Below are 17,442 nucleotides of genomic sequence, written 5' to 3'. Positions count from 1 at the left end.
CGGCGTCGGGAGAGGCTGGTGTTGCCGCCGATGGTGGACGGCGTCACGACGAGGAGGTCGGATGAAGATCACGGGAGCAGTACTCGAGGTCTCGGGCGCGCAGCCGCCGTTCGCGCAGTCGCGCCCCTTCACCGTCGGCGAGCTGGAGCTCGACGCGCCCGGCCCCGGCGAACTGCTGGTGCGCATCGAGGCGGCCGGCGTGTGCCATTCCGACCTCAGCGTCGTCGACGGCAACCGTATGCGGCCGGTGCCGATGCTGCTCGGCCACGAGGCCGCCGGCATCGTGCAGCAGGCGGGCGACGGCGTCGACGACGTCGCCGTCGGCGATCGCGTCGTGATGACGTTCCTCCCCCGCTGCGGCGAGTGCGACGGCTGCCGCACCGACGGGCGACTGCCCTGCACGCCGGGTTCGGCGGCCAACAACGCGGGCACGCTGCTCGGCGGCGGCGTCCGACTGCACCGTCTCCGCACCGGGCACGACGTGGACGCCGGCGAGACGCAGGACGTCCACCACCATCTCGGGGTCTCGGCGTTCGCCACCCACGCCGTGGTGAGCCGCGCGTCGGTTGTGCCGGTCGATCCCGACGTGCCCGCCGAGATCGCGGCCCTCCTCGGGTGCGCCGTGCTCACCGGCGGCGGCGCGGTCATCAACGCGGGGCGGCCGGCGCCGGGCGAGCGCGTCGTCGTCGTCGGGCTCGGCGGCGTGGGCATGGCCGCCCTCTTGGTCGCTGTCGCGCTCGGCCACGAGGTGATCGGGGTCGACATGGTGCCGGGCAAGCTCGCGCACGCGCTCGCGTGCGGTGCCGCCGAGGCCCTCACGCCGGCGGATGCCATGGACCGCGGCATCCGTGCCCCCGTCGTCATCGAGGCGGCCGGCGCCGTGCGCGCGTTCGAGACCGCCGTCGCGCTCACCGCGCCCGGCGGCACGACCGTGACGGTGGGCCTGCCCGCGCCCGACGCCCGCGCGAGCGTCTCGCCCCTCGTGCTCACCGCCGAGGCGCGCACGATCGTCGGCAGTTATCTCGGCTCCGCGGTGCCGAGCCGCGACATCCCCCGCTACGTCGAGCTGTGGCGCGCGGGACGCCTGCCGCTCGAGCGACTCGTCTCCTCCCGCATCGGCCTCGACGACCTCGACGCCGCCATGGACCGGCTCGCCGCGGGCGGCGAGCTGCGCCAGTTGATCCAGTTCGACCAGCAGAGCACCTTCGAAAGGAACCACGCATGACCAGAACTGCCATCGTCACCGGAGCCGCGCGGGGCATCGGCGCCGCCACCGCGCGGCGCCTCGCCGCCGACGGCAACGCCGTCGCGGTGCTCGACCTCGATGAGGCGCAGTGCGCCGACACGGTGAGGGCGATCACGGATGCCGGCGGCCGGGCTCTCGCGGTGGGCGCGAACGTCGCCGACGCGGCGTCGGTCGAGCGCGCCGTCGCGCGCGTCGCCGAGGAGCTCGGTGCACCGACGATCCTCGTCAACAACGCCGGGATCATCCGCGACAACCTGCTGTTCAAGATGACGGAGGACGACTGGGACGCCGTCATGAACGTGCACCTGCGCGGCGCCTTCCTGATGTCGCGAGCGGTGCAGGAGCACCAGGTGAAGGCCGGGTGGGGGCGCATCGTCAACCTCTCGTCGACGTCGGCGCTCGGCAACCGCGGCCAGGCGAACTATGCCGCCGCCAAGGCCGGCATGCAGGGGTTCACCAAGACGCTCGCGATCGAGCTCGGGCGGTATGGCGTCACCGCGAACGCGATCGCCCCTGGGTTCATCGTCACCGACATGACACGGTCGACGGCCGACCGTCTGGGCGTCGGATTCGACGACTTCATCGCCCACAACGCCAAGGAGATCCCGGTGCAGCGCGCCGGCTACCCGGACGACATCGCCGCGGCGGCGTCGTTCTTCTGCTCCGACGAGGCCGGATTCGTCTCCGGTCAGGTGTTGTACGTCGCGGGAGGGCCCCGCGCATGAGCATCGTCGTCGACTCCCCCGCCGGTCTGACCGGCGCCGTGGGCAGCACCGCCACCGGCGACTGGTTCGCGATCGACCAGCAGCGCATCCAGGCGTTCGCCGATGCCACCGAGGACTGGCAGTGGATCCACCTCGACGCCGAGCGCGCGGCATCCGGGCCGTTCGTTGCCACCATCGCGCACGGGTACCTCACTCTCTCGCTCCTGCCCCGGCTCACGGCCGGCCTGCTGTCGGTCGACGGCACCGCGATGGTCGTGAACTACGGGCTCGACAAGGTGCGGTTCCTGCAGCCGGTCGTCGTCGACTCCCGCGTGCGGGCCGTGACGGAGGTGGTGTCGGCGGAGCCGTCGCCGCAGGGCTACCGCGTGGGCCTGCGCACGACCGTCGAGCTCGACGGATCCGAGCGCCCCGCACTCGTCGCCGAGACCGTGGCGCTCTTCGTCCCGCAGGGCTGAGAGTCCGGCGTTCCCGCGATTCAGCTGATCCGGGGCTCGCCGCCGTCAGGAACGCTCTCCGCCGAGCGGACCTGCGTCGCGTCCGGAGCCCGGCCCCAGGTGGAGCGGTGAGGCGATGAAGAGCGCCACGAGGAGCAGGGCGAGCAGCGTGGTGACGACGCCGACGCGCGCGAGCACCGCTCGGGCCCTGCCTCCGAGAACCAGGCGCGTGACGGCGACGACGGCGAGCCCCGTCAGCCCGCCGGCGGTGTTGACGACGATGTCGGTGACGTCGGTGCTCCCGATCGCCAGGACGAACTGCGTCACCTCGAGCGCCAGACTCACCCCGGCGAGGACGACGGCGGTCCTCCACCACCGCCACGACGGTGCGAGAACGCCCAGATAGAGGCCGAGCGGGATGAACAGCAGGAAGTTGATGACGACCTCGGCGGGCTTGCTCGCGCCTTGGCCGTCCGTCGCAACGAACGGGACGAGCTTGACGACGCGATCCACGCCGCCGACCCACGGGAGTTCGAGCTTCCAGAGCACGATCCAGATGAGGAGCGCCAGGTAGAGCGCGAAGGCCGCGATCAGTCGGACCGGAACCGTATCGGTTGGGGCAGCCTGCTGGTCGGGCGGCGGTGCGGTGGTCGTCATGGCGTCCCGGTCTCCGGATCCGATCGGGGCGATGGCCCGTCGAGGGTCGCTTCTCGGCGAGAAGGACGATTCCAGTCAACGGCACCCGATGTTGCGTCAGCGTATGCTCCGTCGGTCCCGCGATGTCATGGGTCGTGGCCTAGCCTCGACTCGTGATTCACCTCGTCGCGCGACGCATCCGGGCCGACCAGCGCGATCGGGTGGTCGAGTGGCTGCGGGAGATCGACGGTCCGCGCCGGGCTGAGGCGCGGGAGTCGCTCGCTGCCGAAGGTGTCGATCACGAGACCGCGATGATCATCGACACGAGCGACGGCCCGATCATCGTGTACGCGATGCAGACCGACGATCTGGCCCGTGCGCGCGCCGTGACGGACCAGTCCCCTCGGTCCGTGGACGCTGAGCATCGCGCCGTCATGCGGCGTGCCGATGATGGGCCGGCGAACGCCGAGATCGTCCTTGATCTACGCGTCGACCCCGACTGATGGCGGGCTAGCTGCCTGCCGCGAGGCGCTTGTTGTGGAGCGGGATGGTGACGAGGCCCGGGAGGAGCGCCAGTGCGACGACTGCGACGGACCAGTAGCCGATCGTCGGGGCCAGGAGCCCCGCGGAGAGTGCGACCAGGAAGACCCCGGCGACTCGCATGCCGATCGCCGCGCCGGATGCGACCTCGGGACTGCGCCAGTACGGAAGCCGTCGCCCGGCGTTCGCGTTGCTCGCGACCCTCAACGACAGGAAGAACACGACACCACCGGCAACGACTCCGAACCACGCCACGACAGCCTCCACCCGCTCATCCGACCATCGGCGGTGCCCCGAGCGCAACAGGCGCACCGAGATCAGCGGAGCGCGGCGAGGAGGTGCGCATTGCGCGTCGCGATGAGTCGGCGGAGGTACGGCACGAGCACCAGTCGCTCGGCGAGCGATCCGAAGATCGGTGAGGCGAGCGTGATGGTGTCGGTCATGCGCGCGCCCGTGGTGAGCTGCTCGAACCGGTGCTCGTGGACGAAGGTCTTGAAGGGACCACGGACCTGCTGGTCGACGAAACGGGTGGGCCGGTCCAGCGCGGTGATCCGCGACGTCATGGTCCACCACACGCCGAAATGGCGCGCTCGCCACGTCACCGTCTCCCCGAGACCGATCTGTCCGGTCCTCACGCCCGCCACGGCCCGCTCCCCAGACCGGCTCATCGACGAGACGTGCGCGTCGATGTCGAGCGACAGATCGAAGAGCGCCGTGGCGGAGATCGACGTCTCGGTCACGAGCGTGAAGGTCGAAGGCACCCTCCCATCTTGCCCGGGCGCTCCGCTGGCTGAGCGGCCGCTGACCGGCTGATCACCCACCGCGAGAGCACACCGCGAGAGGGCGTCAGCGCGCCAGGCTACGACGTGGCCGCGGCATCCCATTCGCGTCGCAGGTAGCGCGGCGCCTGGACGCGCCATGCCTCCGTCACCAGCTCAGCGAGGTGGCCGTCGTCGATCGCCGCCATGCGGAAGGCGACCTTCGGCTCCCCCCACGGCGTCGTGGTGCCCAGGAATACGTCAGGCGCCATCTCGCGCAGCGCGAGCGCGTCGATCGGGTCGGCGAGCTTCACACCGACCACGAGCTCGGTGGCGATGATCGCGCGGATGTCGGCCGGAGTGCTCGGCCACGGATGGCATTCCCAGGCGTAGAGCTTGCGGCGCACGAACCAGGCGGCGCCGCCGGTGGTCGCGCGCTCTTCGCTGCCGGGCAGCAGTTCGGCGGTGCGGCGAAGATCGTCGAGGGTGGCCACGCCCCCACCCTAGACATCGCCTCCGACACGGACCGCGAGCAGCACAGCCACCGACCGGCGGGCAGCAGCGCGGGCGCCGCCGCCTCCCTATCGGCGGAGGTGGGCGCGAACTAGGGTGGTCGCGTGAAGCGGATCTGGCCGTACCTGGTGCCCGGCGTGTTGCTGACCGCGATCGGGCTGATCTGGACCCTGCAGGGCTTCGGCGTGCTGGGAGGGTCGGTGATGAGCGGCTCGCCGGTGTGGGCGACAATCGGCCCCATCGTGCTCCTGGTCGGTCTGGGGCTCATCGTCGCCGCGATCGTCATAGCCCGGCGCCGCCGCCGAACGGAGTGATGGTCCGCGGCGGACGCGCGCTGCGAGCGGACGCCGCGGCCGTACATGGACGCCACGCCCAGTGATGGGAGCGAGCGCCCTGGCGTCAGTTCCGCTGGGCGATGAGGTCTCGTTTTCGGGTGGGGGATTTGGTGGCGGGTCGCCATTTCACGTGGGGGTCCCACCAGTAGGGGCCCTTTACATGTGGGATGCCGTTGATCATGCGGATGTGCCAGCCGCCGGTGTCGAGGGTGCGGTGGTGGAACCAGCAGAGCAGGACGCCGTTGTCGGTGTGGGTGGGTCCGCCGCGGGAGTGTTCGTGAACGTGGTGGATCTCGCACCATTGCGGTGGGACGTGGCAGCCGGGGATGAGGCAGCCGCCGTCGCGGAGGGTGATCGCTTTGCGTTGGTGGTGGTGGAAGACGCGGTCCAGGGTTGTGATCGACACGATCCGGCCGGTGTTGTCGAGGAGCACGCGTTGGATGGCGCCGGTGCAGGCGATGTGTCGGGCGACCGCGAGCGGGACCGGCTGGTCGTCACCGGGCAGGTGGGCGTGGCCGTGACCGGTGGCGAGGTCCTCCGCCCGCACCGAGACGACCAATGTCGGCGCGGCCCCGCCGAGGGTGGGTAGTTCGCCGGAGGCGGCGGCCGCGGTGAGCAGCACTGCGAACGCGTCGTGCAGCTTCTGGGTGTGGGAGCGCTGATCGGCCGCTGATGCCACCGGTTCTGACGGATCCGGTGGAGCCTCGTCGTCCTGATCGTCGGATGCGGTGAAGCAGGGTCCTGGTGCGGGGGCGCCGTCGGTGCGGGGGTTGAGGATGCTGTCGAACCCGAGCTGCAGCTGCGCGGCCACGTCGGGCAGCAGCAGGCCGCGGAGCGGGACGAGCCCGTCGTCGCCGCGTCGACCCACGGTGATGCCGCGTTTGCGGAGTGCCCGGGTGTCCTCGGGTTCCGCACCGTCCTGGTCGAGGTACGCCGCCCACACCAGGGCGAGCGCCCGCAGCTCATCCGCCGACGCCGGGGGTGCGGCATCCACCCCCTCGCCGCACGCGGCCGCGGCGAGCTCGGTGTCGGCGGCGAGCATCTCGGCGCGGCCGGTGTGGCAGCCGCGGAACGCCCCCGTGACCGCGACGATCCCGTCGATCCCGACCTGCCCGGCCGCGAGCGCGGCCCGGAGCCCGGGGAACGGCGGAGGGAGCAGCTCCCCGGTGGACAGCGCGACAGCCTGCTGCACCGCTCCCGCGGCCGCGAGCATGTCGGACGCGGTCCGCCCGGAGACCCGCGTCGCCCGTTGCACGAGTTCGTTCGTAGTGCGGCATCCGTACCGCGTCGTGATGCGGTCGGCGTGCCGGACGTCACGGTCGCGGTCCACGAGCACCGCGACCGCCTCCACCATCACCGCTTCGGCGCCGCGGCGGATCCGGCCCGCCACCGCCAACGCCCCGAGCACGCCGGCGTCATCCAACCCCCGCAACCCGCCCTCGACGACCGCGGCCGCCGTGACTTTCGCGAGCGCGTCGCCGAGCTCGGTGGGAGCGTCGGCGAGGTTCGTCATACCCCCATTCTGGCGAGGGTCTCCGACATTCGAAGTCCCAGATCAGGCGTGGAAACCGAGCTGTGGATAACTGCGCCGCAAGAGCCGCGAGAAGCGCCTGTGGAGGAACCGGAACGCCGACCGGCTGACGTCCGCGTCCGCGTTTCGTCTCGCTCGTTCCTCGCTCGCTCAACGACCGGTATCAATGGCAGGTCGCCGAACGAGACCACTCAAGCGCCGGCCACACAACGCCCCGAGGTGCAAAAACCCCGTCCGCGTTTCGTCTCGCTCGTTCCTCGCTCGCTCAACGACCGGGGTGCGCGTTTGGTCTCGCGAGCCGGTCGCTGAGCGAGGAGCGCCAGCGACGAGACGAAGCGTCCTCGCTCGCTCAACGACCGGTATCAATGCCAGGTCGCCGAACGAGACCACTGAAGCGCCGGCCGCACAACGCCCCGAGGTGCACAAACCCCGTCCGCGTTTCGTCTCGCTCGTTCCTCGCTCGCTCAACGACCTCTATCCCGGTCGCTGAGCGAGGAGCGCCAGCGACGAGACGAAGCGTCCTCGCTCGCTCAACGACCTCGACGGCGCCGGCGCCCAGCCCGTACGACGCCGCCCGACTCCCGTAGCCTGGGCGAGTGAGCGACGAGCACAATCCGCTGATCCCCGCCGGCTACGACATCGTCTGGTCGCTGGCCGCCGCCATCGTCATCGCACTCGCGATCGTGGCGCTCGTCACCCTCGCTCGGTCCGGCGACAGGCTCACCCCGACCCAGGGACTGCTGTGGGCAGCGCTGGTGCTGCTGGTTCCCGTCCTCGGTCCGATCGCCTGGCTGACGACCGGACGCAAGACCACCACGAACCGTCGTTCGACCGAATAGCGGTCAGCGACCGGCAGCCCCTGCGCGTCAGACCCGTTCCACCACCATCGCCATGCCCTGACCGCCGCCCACGCACATCGTCTCGAGGCCGTACCGACCGCCGGTCGCCGCGAGGCCGTTGATCAGCGTGGAGGTGATGCGGGCGCCGGTCATGCCGAACGGGTGGCCGACGGCGATCGCACCGCCGTGCACGTTCAGGCGCTCCGGGTCGACGCCGAGCTCGCGCGCCGACGGGATGACCTGCGCGGCGAACGCCTCGTTGATCTCGACGAGGTCCATGTCGTCGATCGAAAGGCCCGCGAGCGCCAGGGCGCGACGCGACGCGTCCACCGGGCCGAGTCCCATGATCTCGGGCGAGAGGCCCGAGACGCCGGTCGACACGATGCGTGCGAGCGGCTGCAGGCCGAGCTCGTCGACCACCCGGTCCGACACGACGACGACCGCCGCCGCACCGTCGTTGAGCGGGCAGCAGTTGCCGGCGGTCACCGTCCCGTCGGGCCGGAACACGGGATCCAGCCCGGCCAGCGCCTCGACGGTGACCCCGGCCCGCGGGCCGTCGTCCGCCGTGACGACCGTGCCGTCGGCGAGCGTGACAGGAGTGATGTCGCGCTCCCAGAATCCCGAGGCGATCGCCGCCTCGGCGCGCTGCTGCGACCTCGCCGCGAACGCATCCTGCTCCTCGCGCGTCACGCCCCGCAGCTGCGCGACGTTCTCGGCGGTCTGCCCCATCGCGATGTAGGGATCCGGCAGCGCTTCGTCGGCCCGCGGATCCGTCCACGACGCCGCCCCTGCGGCCGACCTCGCGACGGTGCGCGCGATCGACGGCGCGAAGGCCGGATTGACCGCATCCGGGAGATCCGATGCGCCCGCCCCGTACCGCGACACCGACTCGACACCGGCCGAGACGAACACGTCCCCCTCGCCGGCCTTGATCGCGTGGAAGGCCATGCGCGTCGTCTGCAGCGACGAGGAGCAGTAGCGGTTGACGGTCGCGCCGGGCACGGCATCCCATCCCAGCAGCACCGCCACGATGCGCGCGAGATTGAAGCCCTGCTCACCGGCGGGCTGACCGCAGCCGAGCAGCAGGTCGTCGATGCGCGCCGGATCCAGCCCGGGCAGCTTGCCGAGCGCGGCGCCGATCATGCGCGCCGCCAGGTCGTCGGGTCGCACGTCGACGAGCGATCCCTTGCGCGCGCGCCCGATCGGCGAGCGCGCAGTGGCCACGATGTAGGCCTCGGTCATGGTTCTCCTTCGGAGGGGGACGGATGCCGCGGCCCACCGCCGGCGGCACGATCAGGCGCGGGCAAGGCGCGGGCGGGGATCAGACGAATGCGGGGATGCCGGTGATGGCGCGGCCGACGATGAGGGAGTTCATGTCGTACGTGCCCTCGAACGTGTACACCGCCTCGGCGTCGGCGAAGTAGCGGGCGATGCCGTAGCCGGCGGGGATCCCCAGCTGCTCCTGACCACCGAGCTGCACCCCGTTGCCGCCGCAGATCTCGCGGCAGAGGGCCACCGTCTCGCGGACGCGCGCACTCACGAACGCCTTCGCCATGGCGGAGTGGTGGTCCTTCTGGACGCCCTCGTCCTGCAGCTGCGAGACACGGACGCACATTCCGATGCAGGCGGTGATGTTCGCGAGCGCGTCGGCGAGCCTCTGCTGGACGAGCTGGAACGATGCGATCGGCTTGCCGAACTGCACCCGCGCCTTGGCATAGGCGACCGCGCACTCGTACGCACCGACCGCGACGCCGAGCGCCTGCCACGCGACCTGGGCGCGGGTGAGACGGAGCACGACGGCGAGGTCGCGGAACCCGTCGATGCGCTGCAGCCGGTCGCGCTCGGGGACCACGACGTCGGTCAGCACGATGTCGGCGTTCTCGACGGTGCGCAGCGACTGCTTGCGCTCGATCTTCGTCGCCTCGTAGCCCACCGAGGGGGTGCGCACGAGGAAGCCCTTGACCTGGTCGTCCGCGACGTCGCGCGCCCAGATCACCACGACGTCGGCGAACGCGCCGTTGCCGATCCAGCGCTTGGCGCCGTTGAGCACCCACTCGTCGGTGCCGTCGGGCCCGACCCGGCGCTCTGCGGTCGTCTCGAGACCCTTCGCCGTGTCCGAGCCGTGTCCCGGCTCGGTGAGCCCGAAGCACGCGATCTGCTCGCCGCGCGCGAGCACCGGCAGCCATTCGGCCCGCTGCTCGTCGGACCCGCCCACGGCGATGGAGGTCATCGCGAGGCCGCTGTGCACGCCGATGAAGGTGGCCGTCGACGGATCGGCGCGCGAGATCTCCATCGCGACCCATCCGCGGAAGACGTTGCTGTTCTCGAAGGCGCGCGTCTCGGGGAACGCGTTGCCGTACAGCCCGAGTTCGGCGATCCGCGGTACGAGGTGGCGAGGGCTCTCGGCACGATCCCAGTGGTCGTCCGCGAACGGCCGCACCTCGGTCTCGAGGAACTCGCGGATCTCGCGCAGGGCCCGCTGCTCGGCATCCGTCAGAAGATTCTGGAACTCGTAGAAGTCGGCGTCGAGCACGTCCGCGGCGGCGCCGAGCGCCGCCTCCTGCTCCTGCGGCTCGGTCAAGGTGAACGTCATCGTCTCTCCTTCGGTGGTCGTTCGACGAGTATGCATCAATTCTCAGAACGTTGCACAACACTTTCAGAAACGTTGCAGACTTCCAGCGCCCGAGCGGTAGAGTTCCCGCATGAACCCACCGGCAGCCGCGGTCCCGGCGACCTCCCCCGCCACCATCTCGCGTGTGGGGACGGATGCCGCGCCCTCGTGGCTGTCGGAACGCCTGGCGAGCGGCGCACATCCCGACGCGCAGCGCGCATTCGAGACGGCGCGCGCCACACTCATCGCCGGCCGCCGCATCGACATGACGGCCCTGGCCGCCGGGCTGGGCGTGGACCGGACATCACTGTTCCGCTGGGTGGGCAATCGCGATGCGCTGCTGAGCGAGGTGCTGTGGTCGCTCGCGATCCCCACCCTGGTGCAGGCCGAGCACGCGTGCAGCACCCTCACGGGAGGCGAGCGGGTCGCCGGCATCCTCACGCACTTCGTCGACGACCTCATCACGGCCGAGTACTTCCGCTCGTTCCTGCGCCGTGAGCCGGCGCGCGCGCTGCGACTGCTCACCACGAAGGAGAGCCCGATCCAGCGCCGGTACGTCGCGACCGCGGACTGGCTGGTGCGCCGCGACCTCGGCGAGGCGCCGCTCGGCGGCGCGATCACGCCCGCCGAACTCGCCTACATCCTCGTGCGCCTGTCGGAGTCGTTCACGTACGCCGACCTCATCTCGGGCGACACCCCCAGCGCCGAGCGCGCCCGTGTCGCTTTCCGGCTCATGCTGCGGGTCGGCGAATGAGCACGCCGACCCCCCTCGCCTACCCGGTGCGCGAGCCGTTCGCGACGCGGTGGAACGACAACGACCAGTACGGCCACCTCAACAACACGGTCTACTACGCGGCGATGGACACCGCCGTGAACGCCTTCATGATCCGCGAAGGCGGCCTCGATCCCCTCGGCGGCGACGCGATCGCCCTCTGCGCGGCCTCGTCGTGCGAATTCGTCGCGTCGGCCGGCTTCCCGGACGCCCTGGAGGTCGGCATCGGCATCGAACGACTCGGGACGACCAGCGTCACCTGGGCGCTCGGCATCCTCCGCGCCGGCGAAGACGATCCGATCGCGACCGGCCGCTTCGTGCACGTCTTCGTGGATGCCGCGACCCGGCGCCCCACGCCCGTGCCGGCGTCCATCCGCTCGGCGATCGAGGACCGCCTCCTCACCCGCTCATGACGCGGCAGCAGCGACGAGCGGCCCGGTGCGTCAAACAAACCGACCATCCGGTATGCTGAGTCCACCACCCCGCCGACGGGGACGGGGAAGGGGTCGAGGATGACCGGTGTTCCGGGACTGGATGTCGCGGGGTTGACCGCGTGGCTGCGCGAGGCGCACCCCGACCTCGCCGCCGACGAGCTCACCGCCGAGGTGATCGCCGGCGGCCGCAGCAACCTCACGTACGCGGTCGACGGAGCGCGCATCCCGCTCATCGTGCGGCGCCCTCCGCTCGGGCACGTGCTCTCGAGCGCACACGACATGCGGCGCGAACACCGGGTGATCTCAGCACTGGCCGACACAGCAGTCCCGGTCCCCCGCACCGTCGACGTCGTCGACGACACGGCGACGGGCCGCGTCACCGGCACCGTCTTCTTCGTCATGGAGCGCGCGCCCGGCGTCGTGCTCGCCCGGCCCTCGCAGAACTCGGCCTACACCGCCACCGGGCTGCGCGGTCTCAGCATGGACCTGGTCCACTGCCTCGCCGACCTGCATGCGGTCGACCCCGCTGCCGTCGGCCTCGCCGACTTCGGCCGCCCCGACGGGTACCTCGCCCGACAGCTCTCGACGTGGCGGCGCCAGCTCGACGCCTCTCGATCGCGCGCGACGCCCGCGCTCGATGCGCTGCAGGAGTCCCTGGCCGACGGGATGCCGCGTTCCTCGCGCACTGCGATCGTCCACGGCGACTTCCGGCTCGACAACGCGCTCGTGATCGGCGGGGCCGACGACCCGCGCATCTCGGCCATCCTCGACTGGGAGATGGCGACGCTCGGCGACCCGTTCGTCGACCTGGGCATCTTCGCGCTCTACTGGGACATCTCCGACCTGCCGGGCGGCTTCGCCGGCGCGGTGCCGAGCGCCGTCGACCCCGCCGCCGGCTACCCGTCGTTCGACGAGCTCGTCGAGGTGTACGCGCAGCGCGCGGGAATCGGCATCCCGGATCTGCGCTGGTACCGCGCCTTCGCGGCCTACAAGCTCGCGGTGATCCTCGAGGGCATCCACTACCGCTTCCAGGCCGGCGACACGGTCGGCGAAGGCTTCGACCGGATGGGCGCGCTCGTCGAGCCGCTCGCACAGAAGGGACTGGAGGTGCGCTGATGGATTTCGCCCCCGACGCGACGACGCGCGACTACACCGAGAGGGCGCGGGCGTTCCTCGTCGAACACGTCCTCCCCGCCGAGCCCGTGCTCGACGAGCAGCTGGCCGCGACGCCCGATGACTGGACCGTGCGCCCGGTGGTGCTCGAGCTCCAGGAGAAGGCTCGTGCACAGGGACTCTGGAACCTGTTCCTGCCTGGTCGGCACCCCGGACACGACGGCGCGGGGCTGACGAACCTGCAGTACGCGCCGGTCGCCGAGATCACCGGGTGGAGCCCGCGGCTCGCGCCGGTGGCGTTCAACTGCGCCGCGCCCGACACCGGCAACATGGAGGTGCTGAACGACTTCGGCACTCCCGCGCAGAAGGAGCGCTGGCTCGAGCCGCTGCTCGACGCCCGCATCCGCTCGGCGTTCTGCATGACCGAGCCCGAGGTGGCGTCCTCGGACGCGACGAATATCGGCACACGCATCCGCCGTGACGGCGACCACTTCGTGATCACCGGCCGCAAGTGGTGGTCGACCGGCGCGATGAACCCCGACGCCGCGGTCTTCATCGTCATGGGCAAGACCGATCCGGATGCCGCGCGCCACCGTCAGCAGTCGATGATCCTGGTGCCGCGTGACACGGCGGGGGTGCGCATCGTGCGCCCGCTCAGCGTCTTCGGCTACGACGACCGCGATCACGGCGGCCACGCCGAGGTCGCGTTCGACGAGGTGCGCGTCCCCGCCGACAACCTCATCGCGGGCGAGGGCGACGGCTTCGCGATCGCGCAGGCCCGGCTCGGGCCTGGCCGCATCCACCACTGCATGCGCGCCCTGGGCATGGGCGAGCGGGCGCTGGCGCTCATGATCGAGCGGGCGTCGTCGCGGCAGGCGTTCGGGCGCACGCTCGCCGAGCAGGGCGTCGTGCGGGAATGGATCGCCGAGGCCCGCATCCAGCTCGAGGCGCTGCGCCTGCTCGTGCTGAAGACCGCGTGGCTCATGGACACGGTCGGCAACAAGCACGCGATGACCGAGATCCAGGCCATCAAGATCGCGGTGCCGCGCGCGGTGCAGCAGATCATCGACCGCGCCATCCAGCTGCACGGCGGCGCCGGCGTCTCGTCCGACACCCCCCTCGCCGAGCTCTACGCCGGCATCCGGTCACTCCGCATCGCCGACGGTCCCGACGAGGTGCACCTGGCAAGCCTGGGCCGCGCGCAGCTGCGCGGCTGACGACAGCGGATGCCGCGGCATCCCGTTCCCCGAGAAACCGATGTCGAAGGAGACAGCGATGACCCACCACCCCGACCCCGCGATCGACGGCGCCGGATTCGCGACGCTGTCGGTCGCGAGCATCCTCGCCGAGTCGGCGGTGCGTCACGCCGACCGCCCCGCGTTCCACTTCGCCGGCGGCACGACCACGTATCGCGAGCTGTGGGACCAGACGCGCGCCTATGCCGGCGCGCTGCGTGCCCGCGGCATCGGCCGGGGCGACCGCGTTGCGATGCTCGTGCCGAACGTTCCGGACTTCGCCCGCGTCTACTACGCGGCGCTGTCGCTCGGCGCGATCGTGGTGCCGGTGCATCTGCTCTTCAAGGCGGACGAGATCGCGTACGTCCTGCGCGATTCCGGCGCCGATGTGCTGGTCGCCGCCGCTCCGCTGCTCGGCGAGGCCGTGCCGGCGGCGACGGCGGCGGGCGTGCCGCTGGTCACCGTGCTGCTGCCCGCCGATGCGGGAGTCGACCTGCCGCGCCTCGAGGCCGAGGCCGCTGCGGCCGCGCCCCTCGCACGTCACGAGTCGGTCTCGCCGCTGGACGCCGCCACCATCCTGTACACGAGCGGAACGACCGGCACGCCGAAGGGCGCCGTCGGCTCTCACCTGTCCATCGTCGAGCAGGTGCACACCACGCTCATCGACGCGTTCGATCTGGGGCCGGACGACATCGTGTTCGGCGGACTGCCGCTGTTCCACACCTTCGGCCAGACCGCGGTGATGAACATCGCGCTGCGGGTGGGGGCATCCGTCATCCTCCTCCCCCGATTCGACGCCGACGAAGCGCTCGCGCTCACGACCGCGCTCGGTGCGACGGTGTTCACCGCCGTGCCGACGATGTACGTCGGCATCCTCGAGGCGGCCCGCCGCTCACCGGCCCGGCCCCCGCTGCGGTACGCCGTGTCGGGCGGTGCGGCGCTGCCCGTCGCGGTGCTCGAGGCGTTCCGCGACGCGTTCGACGCCGACGTGCACGAGGGATACGGGCTCACCGAGACCGCACCGACCGTGTCGTCCAACCCGCTGCACCAGCCGATCCGGCCGGGCACGGTGGGCCGGGCACTGTGGGGCGTCGACGTGGCGATCGCCGATCCGGACATCGAGGAATCGGTGGTGCTGCTCGACGAGCCCGACGCGCTCGGCGAGATCGTCGTCCGCGGCCACAATCTGTTCAAGGGCTACCTGGGACGAGCGGATGCCTCGGCCGCCGCCGTCGTCGACGGCTGGTTCCGCACCGGAGACCTCGGCACCTACGCCGACGGGGTGCTCACCATCGTCGACCGCAAGAAGGACATGATCGTGCGGTCGGGATACAACGTGTACCCCACCGAGGTGGAAGCGGTCCTGGCGCGGCATCCCGGCGTCTCGCTGGCGGCCGTGTTCGGCGTCGCAGACGACGTGCGCGGCCAGGAGGTGCACGCCGCGGTCGTCGCGCACGACGGCGTCGACCTTGACCCCGCCGAGGTCGTCGCGTTCGTCCGCGATCGGATCGCGGCCTACAAGTACCCGCGCGTGGTCCACGTCGTGCCGTCGCTGCCGCTGGGATCGAGCGGCAAGGTGCTCAAGCGCGAGCTCGTCGCACAGCACAGCCCCGTCGCCTGACTCTCCGGCGTCGAGCCCGCGGCGCGGCTGGGCGGGGCGCCCGGCCCGGCCCCACCCGGCCGCGACGCCTCAGGCCGACCGCGGGGTGACGCTCCACGCGCGGGTGGTGACACCGATCGCGTTCCACACGTTGATGGCGATGATGAGCGACACGAGGGCCGCGGCGCCCTCCTCGCCGAACTCGGCGACGGCCTCGGCCAGCACCTCCTCCGGCACGTGGGTCTCCGACAGGCGCGTGACGTCCTCCGTGAGGGCGAACGCCGCGCGCTGCGCCGCGGTGAACAGCCCGGACTCGCGCCAGACGGCCAGCGCGTCGACTCGCTGCGCGGTGACCCCGACCGAGCGCGCCGTGCGCGAGTGCAGATCCACGCAATACGCGCAGCCGTTGATCTGCGACGCCCGCAGCCGCACGAGTTCCCGCAGGCCCTCGTCGATGCCGGCGAGCTCGAGCTGCTGCGTCGCCGCCTCGTCCAGCTGGTTCACGGCGCGCGAGAACACCGGCGCGAGAGCGTCGAAGTCGAGTCGGGTGGAGACGGGCACGAGGCTGTCGTTCAGGAGTGTCATTGCATCAGGCTAGGAGCCGGTGGTTCACGGCGCCTGGCCAATTCCGACCGTCTCGCATGGGCCATTCCGTGGCCTCCGCGCACCCGCTCAGCGCGGCTCGCCCCGCCCCTCCTGCGCGGTCGCGTCGACCAGCACATCGACGAGGGTGGCCAGCGCGTCGTCGACCCTCGACGGCGCGGACGCGCCGTACCCCACGACGATCCCGGCCTGAGTGCCCGCGGGGCGCAGCCCGGGATCGCGGTCGGCGTGCCGGGCGCGGTATGCCGCCAGCCCCTCGACGGCGATGCCGTGCTCGCCCGCGAGGGCGACCGCGTGGTCCTCAGCGGACTGATCCGGCAGGCGCACCAGGCACTGGAGCCCCGCTGAGAGCCCGTCGATCCGCAGGTGCGGCGCACGATCGGCGAGGAGCGCGGCCAGCAGTTCGCGCCGAGCGCGGAACCGCGCGCGGCGACGGCGCACGGCACGGTCGTACTCGAAGGAGTCGATGAAGCCGGCCAGGGCGTGCTGATGGAGGCCTGCCGGTGCGCCTCCCACGAGTTCGCGCTGGTCGAGCACCGCGGGACGCAGGTGCGCCGGCACGACAGCCCACGCCACCCCGACCGCGGGAGCGAGAGCCTTGCTCGCGCTGCCCAGGTACACCACCCGGTCGGGGGCGAGCGACTGCAGGGCGCCGATGCTCCGCCTGTCGTAGCGGAACTCGCCGTCGTAGTCGTCTTCGAGCACGAGCCCGCCGGAGGCCGCCGCCCATTCCACTACCGCCCGCCGTCGCGCAGCCGACAGCGGCACACCGGTCGGAAACTGGTGGGCGGGCGTGAGCAGCACGGCGCCGACGTCGAGACGGGCGAGGGCCGCGGCATCCGCCCCCTCGTCGTCGACGGCGATCGGGACCACCTCGAGGCCGGCGGCCTCGACGATGCGCCGGTGGCGGGCATGCCCGAACTCCTCGACCGCGATACGTCGTGCACCCCTCGCGCGCAGGGCGCGGGCGAGGAGCACGAGCAGGTCGCCGAAGCTGCTGCCTACGACGAGCGCGCCACTGTCGACGACCACGCCCCGCGTACGGGCCAGGTACTCCGCCAGGCTCCGCCGCAGCGCCGGCACGCCAGCCGGCTCGGGGTATCCGAAGGCGGCCCCCGGCAGCTCGGCGAGCGCACGCCGGGCGTGCGCGGTCCAGACCCCGTGCGGGAAGTCGCCGGCGTCGACCAGACCGCCGCGCAGGTCGAACGGCGCCCTCGCCACCGCGCCGGCCACCGACGTCTGCTCGGGCCGGGGCACCGCGGCGACCCAGGTGCCGGCACCGACGCGGGTCTGCAGCCACCCTTCGGCGGCCAGCCGCGCGTACACCTCGCCGACCGTGTTGCGGGCGACACCCAGGTCAGCGGCGAGCAGCCGGGACGCGGGCAGCCGCGTACCCACCGGCAGCACGCCGTCCGCCACGAGGGCGCGCAGGCTCGCCTCGATCTCGCGGACCGACCGGCCGCCGTGCAGCGGCAGGAAGAGGTCGAGGCCGGGTGCGGCATCCGTCCCCATCGTGC

The 17,442-nt window shown here is 71.8% G+C and carries 20 protein-coding genes; 11 read left to right on the top strand and 9 right to left on the bottom strand.

The features are described 5' to 3' along the window. The first annotated feature begins 61 nt into the window (after positions 1–61). From NCG93_RS09210 to NCG93_RS09200, 3 genes are read left to right on the top strand one after another with little or no spacing between them, the layout of a single operon-like run. On the top strand, positions 62–1,225 hold the full coding sequence (locus tag NCG93_RS09210; RefSeq protein WP_194414287.1) for an alcohol dehydrogenase catalytic domain-containing protein: 1,164 nt from the start codon (positions 62–64) through the stop codon (positions 1,223–1,225). Beyond that, entirely contained in the window at positions 1,222–1,971 is a 750-nt protein-coding gene (locus NCG93_RS09205; protein ID WP_194414288.1) for an SDR family oxidoreductase, read from the top strand. Before NCG93_RS09210 ends, NCG93_RS09205 begins: the two co-directional genes overlap by 4 nt. Continuing rightward, positions 1,968–2,426 (top strand): MaoC family dehydratase, encoded by a 459-nt coding sequence (locus tag NCG93_RS09200; protein ID WP_194414289.1) that lies wholly within the window; start codon positions 1,968–1,970, stop codon positions 2,424–2,426. The genes NCG93_RS09205 and NCG93_RS09200 overlap by 4 nt, the downstream gene beginning before the upstream one ends. Before the next feature lie 45 nt (positions 2,427–2,471). Here the strand turns inward: NCG93_RS09200 and NCG93_RS09195 are convergent, their stop codons facing one another. Next, on the bottom strand, positions 2,472–3,062 hold the full coding sequence (locus tag NCG93_RS09195; protein WP_252787496.1) for a VanZ family protein: 591 nt from the start codon (positions 3,060–3,062) through the stop codon (positions 2,472–2,474). 152 nt (positions 3,063–3,214) lie between these two features. Here NCG93_RS09195 and NCG93_RS09190 point away from each other — a divergent pair, with 152 nt between their 5' ends. Then, on the top strand, positions 3,215–3,544 hold the full coding sequence (locus NCG93_RS09190; protein WP_194414291.1) for a DUF6176 family protein: 330 nt from the start codon (positions 3,215–3,217) through the stop codon (positions 3,542–3,544). Positions 3,545–3,551: 7 nt separating this feature from the next. On the opposite strand, the gene NCG93_RS09185 is transcribed toward NCG93_RS09190, so the two are convergent. The 3 genes from NCG93_RS09185 to NCG93_RS09175 form a co-directional block, all read right to left on the bottom strand. Next, on the bottom strand, positions 3,552–3,848 hold the full coding sequence (locus tag NCG93_RS09185; protein WP_194414292.1) for a hypothetical protein: 297 nt from the start codon (positions 3,846–3,848) through the stop codon (positions 3,552–3,554). Between the two features lie 50 nt (positions 3,849–3,898). Continuing rightward, positions 3,899–4,342, bottom strand: coding sequence for an SRPBCC family protein (locus NCG93_RS09180; protein ID WP_194414293.1), 444 nt, complete (start codon positions 4,340–4,342; stop codon positions 3,899–3,901). 98 nt (positions 4,343–4,440) lie between these two features. Next, positions 4,441–4,833: an MmcQ/YjbR family DNA-binding protein gene (locus tag NCG93_RS09175; protein ID WP_194414294.1), complete on the bottom strand. Its 393-nt coding sequence runs from the start codon at positions 4,831–4,833 to the stop codon at positions 4,441–4,443. Between the two features lie 123 nt (positions 4,834–4,956). Here NCG93_RS09175 and NCG93_RS09170 point away from each other — a divergent pair, with 123 nt between their 5' ends. Further along, positions 4,957–5,166, top strand: a complete 210-nt coding sequence (locus NCG93_RS09170; RefSeq protein ID WP_194414295.1) for a hypothetical protein — start codon at positions 4,957–4,959, stop codon at positions 5,164–5,166. An 85-nt stretch (positions 5,167–5,251) separates the two neighbouring features. Here NCG93_RS09170 and NCG93_RS09165 read toward each other — a convergent pair whose 3' ends face one another. Then, positions 5,252–6,700, bottom strand: coding sequence for an HNH endonuclease signature motif containing protein (locus tag NCG93_RS09165; protein WP_194414296.1), 1,449 nt, complete (start codon positions 6,698–6,700; stop codon positions 5,252–5,254). A 614-nt stretch (positions 6,701–7,314) separates the two neighbouring features. Here NCG93_RS09165 and NCG93_RS09160 point away from each other — a divergent pair. Beyond that, positions 7,315–7,557 (top strand): PLDc N-terminal domain-containing protein, encoded by a 243-nt coding sequence (locus NCG93_RS09160; protein WP_194414297.1) that lies wholly within the window; start codon positions 7,315–7,317, stop codon positions 7,555–7,557. A 27-nt stretch (positions 7,558–7,584) separates the two neighbouring features. On the opposite strand, the gene NCG93_RS09155 is transcribed toward NCG93_RS09160, so the two are convergent. Both NCG93_RS09155 and NCG93_RS09150 read right to left on the bottom strand, forming a co-directional pair. After that, positions 7,585–8,799, bottom strand: a complete 1,215-nt coding sequence (locus tag NCG93_RS09155; RefSeq protein ID WP_194414298.1) for an acetyl-CoA C-acetyltransferase — start codon at positions 8,797–8,799, stop codon at positions 7,585–7,587. 79 nt (positions 8,800–8,878) lie between these two features. Beyond that, entirely contained in the window at positions 8,879–10,150 is a 1,272-nt protein-coding gene (locus tag NCG93_RS09150; protein ID WP_194414299.1) for an acyl-CoA dehydrogenase family protein, read from the bottom strand. A gap of 109 nt (positions 10,151–10,259) precedes the next feature. Between NCG93_RS09150 and NCG93_RS09145 the strand changes: the two genes are divergently transcribed. The 5 genes from NCG93_RS09145 (at position 10,260) to NCG93_RS09125 (ending at position 15,343) form a co-directional block, all read left to right on the top strand. Next, positions 10,260–10,922, top strand: coding sequence for a QsdR family transcriptional regulator (locus NCG93_RS09145; protein ID WP_194414300.1), 663 nt, complete (start codon positions 10,260–10,262; stop codon positions 10,920–10,922). After that, a complete protein-coding gene (locus NCG93_RS09140; RefSeq protein ID WP_194414301.1) occupies positions 10,919–11,353 on the top strand; it encodes an acyl-CoA thioesterase in 435 nt (144 codons plus the stop codon). Before NCG93_RS09145 ends, NCG93_RS09140 begins: the two co-directional genes overlap by 4 nt. A 99-nt stretch (positions 11,354–11,452) precedes the next feature. Then, the gene (locus NCG93_RS09135; protein ID WP_194414302.1) at positions 11,453–12,490 is read left to right on the top strand and encodes a phosphotransferase family protein; all 1,038 of its coding nucleotides are present in this window, start codon (positions 11,453–11,455) and stop codon (positions 12,488–12,490) included. Next, entirely contained in the window at positions 12,490–13,704 is a 1,215-nt protein-coding gene (locus NCG93_RS09130) for an acyl-CoA dehydrogenase family protein (protein ID WP_194414303.1), read from the top strand. Before NCG93_RS09135 ends, NCG93_RS09130 begins: the two co-directional genes overlap by 1 nt. Before the next feature lie 58 nt (positions 13,705–13,762). Next, on the top strand, positions 13,763–15,343 hold the full coding sequence (locus tag NCG93_RS09125) for an AMP-binding protein (protein ID WP_194414304.1): 1,581 nt from the start codon (positions 13,763–13,765) through the stop codon (positions 15,341–15,343). Positions 15,344–15,412: 69 nt separating this feature from the next. Here NCG93_RS09125 and NCG93_RS09120 read toward each other — a convergent pair whose 3' ends face one another. Together NCG93_RS09120 and pdxR are read right to left on the bottom strand one after the other, a co-directional pair. Next, the gene (locus NCG93_RS09120) at positions 15,413–15,907 is read right to left on the bottom strand and encodes a carboxymuconolactone decarboxylase family protein (RefSeq protein ID WP_194414305.1); all 495 of its coding nucleotides are present in this window, start codon (positions 15,905–15,907) and stop codon (positions 15,413–15,415) included. 87 nt (positions 15,908–15,994) lie between these two features. Continuing rightward, positions 15,995–17,437: a MocR-like pyridoxine biosynthesis transcription factor PdxR gene (pdxR, locus tag NCG93_RS09115; RefSeq protein ID WP_194414306.1), complete on the bottom strand. Its 1,443-nt coding sequence runs from the start codon at positions 17,435–17,437 to the stop codon at positions 15,995–15,997. Positions 17,438–17,442: the final 5 nt, after the last annotated feature.

Source organism: Microbacterium yannicii (genome assembly GCF_024055635.1).
GTDB classification, from domain to species: Bacteria; Actinomycetota; Actinomycetes; order Actinomycetales; family Microbacteriaceae; genus Microbacterium; species Microbacterium yannicii.
The sequence above is the reverse complement of the archived record's forward strand: the minus strand, read 5'-3'. Positions and strand labels throughout refer to the sequence as shown.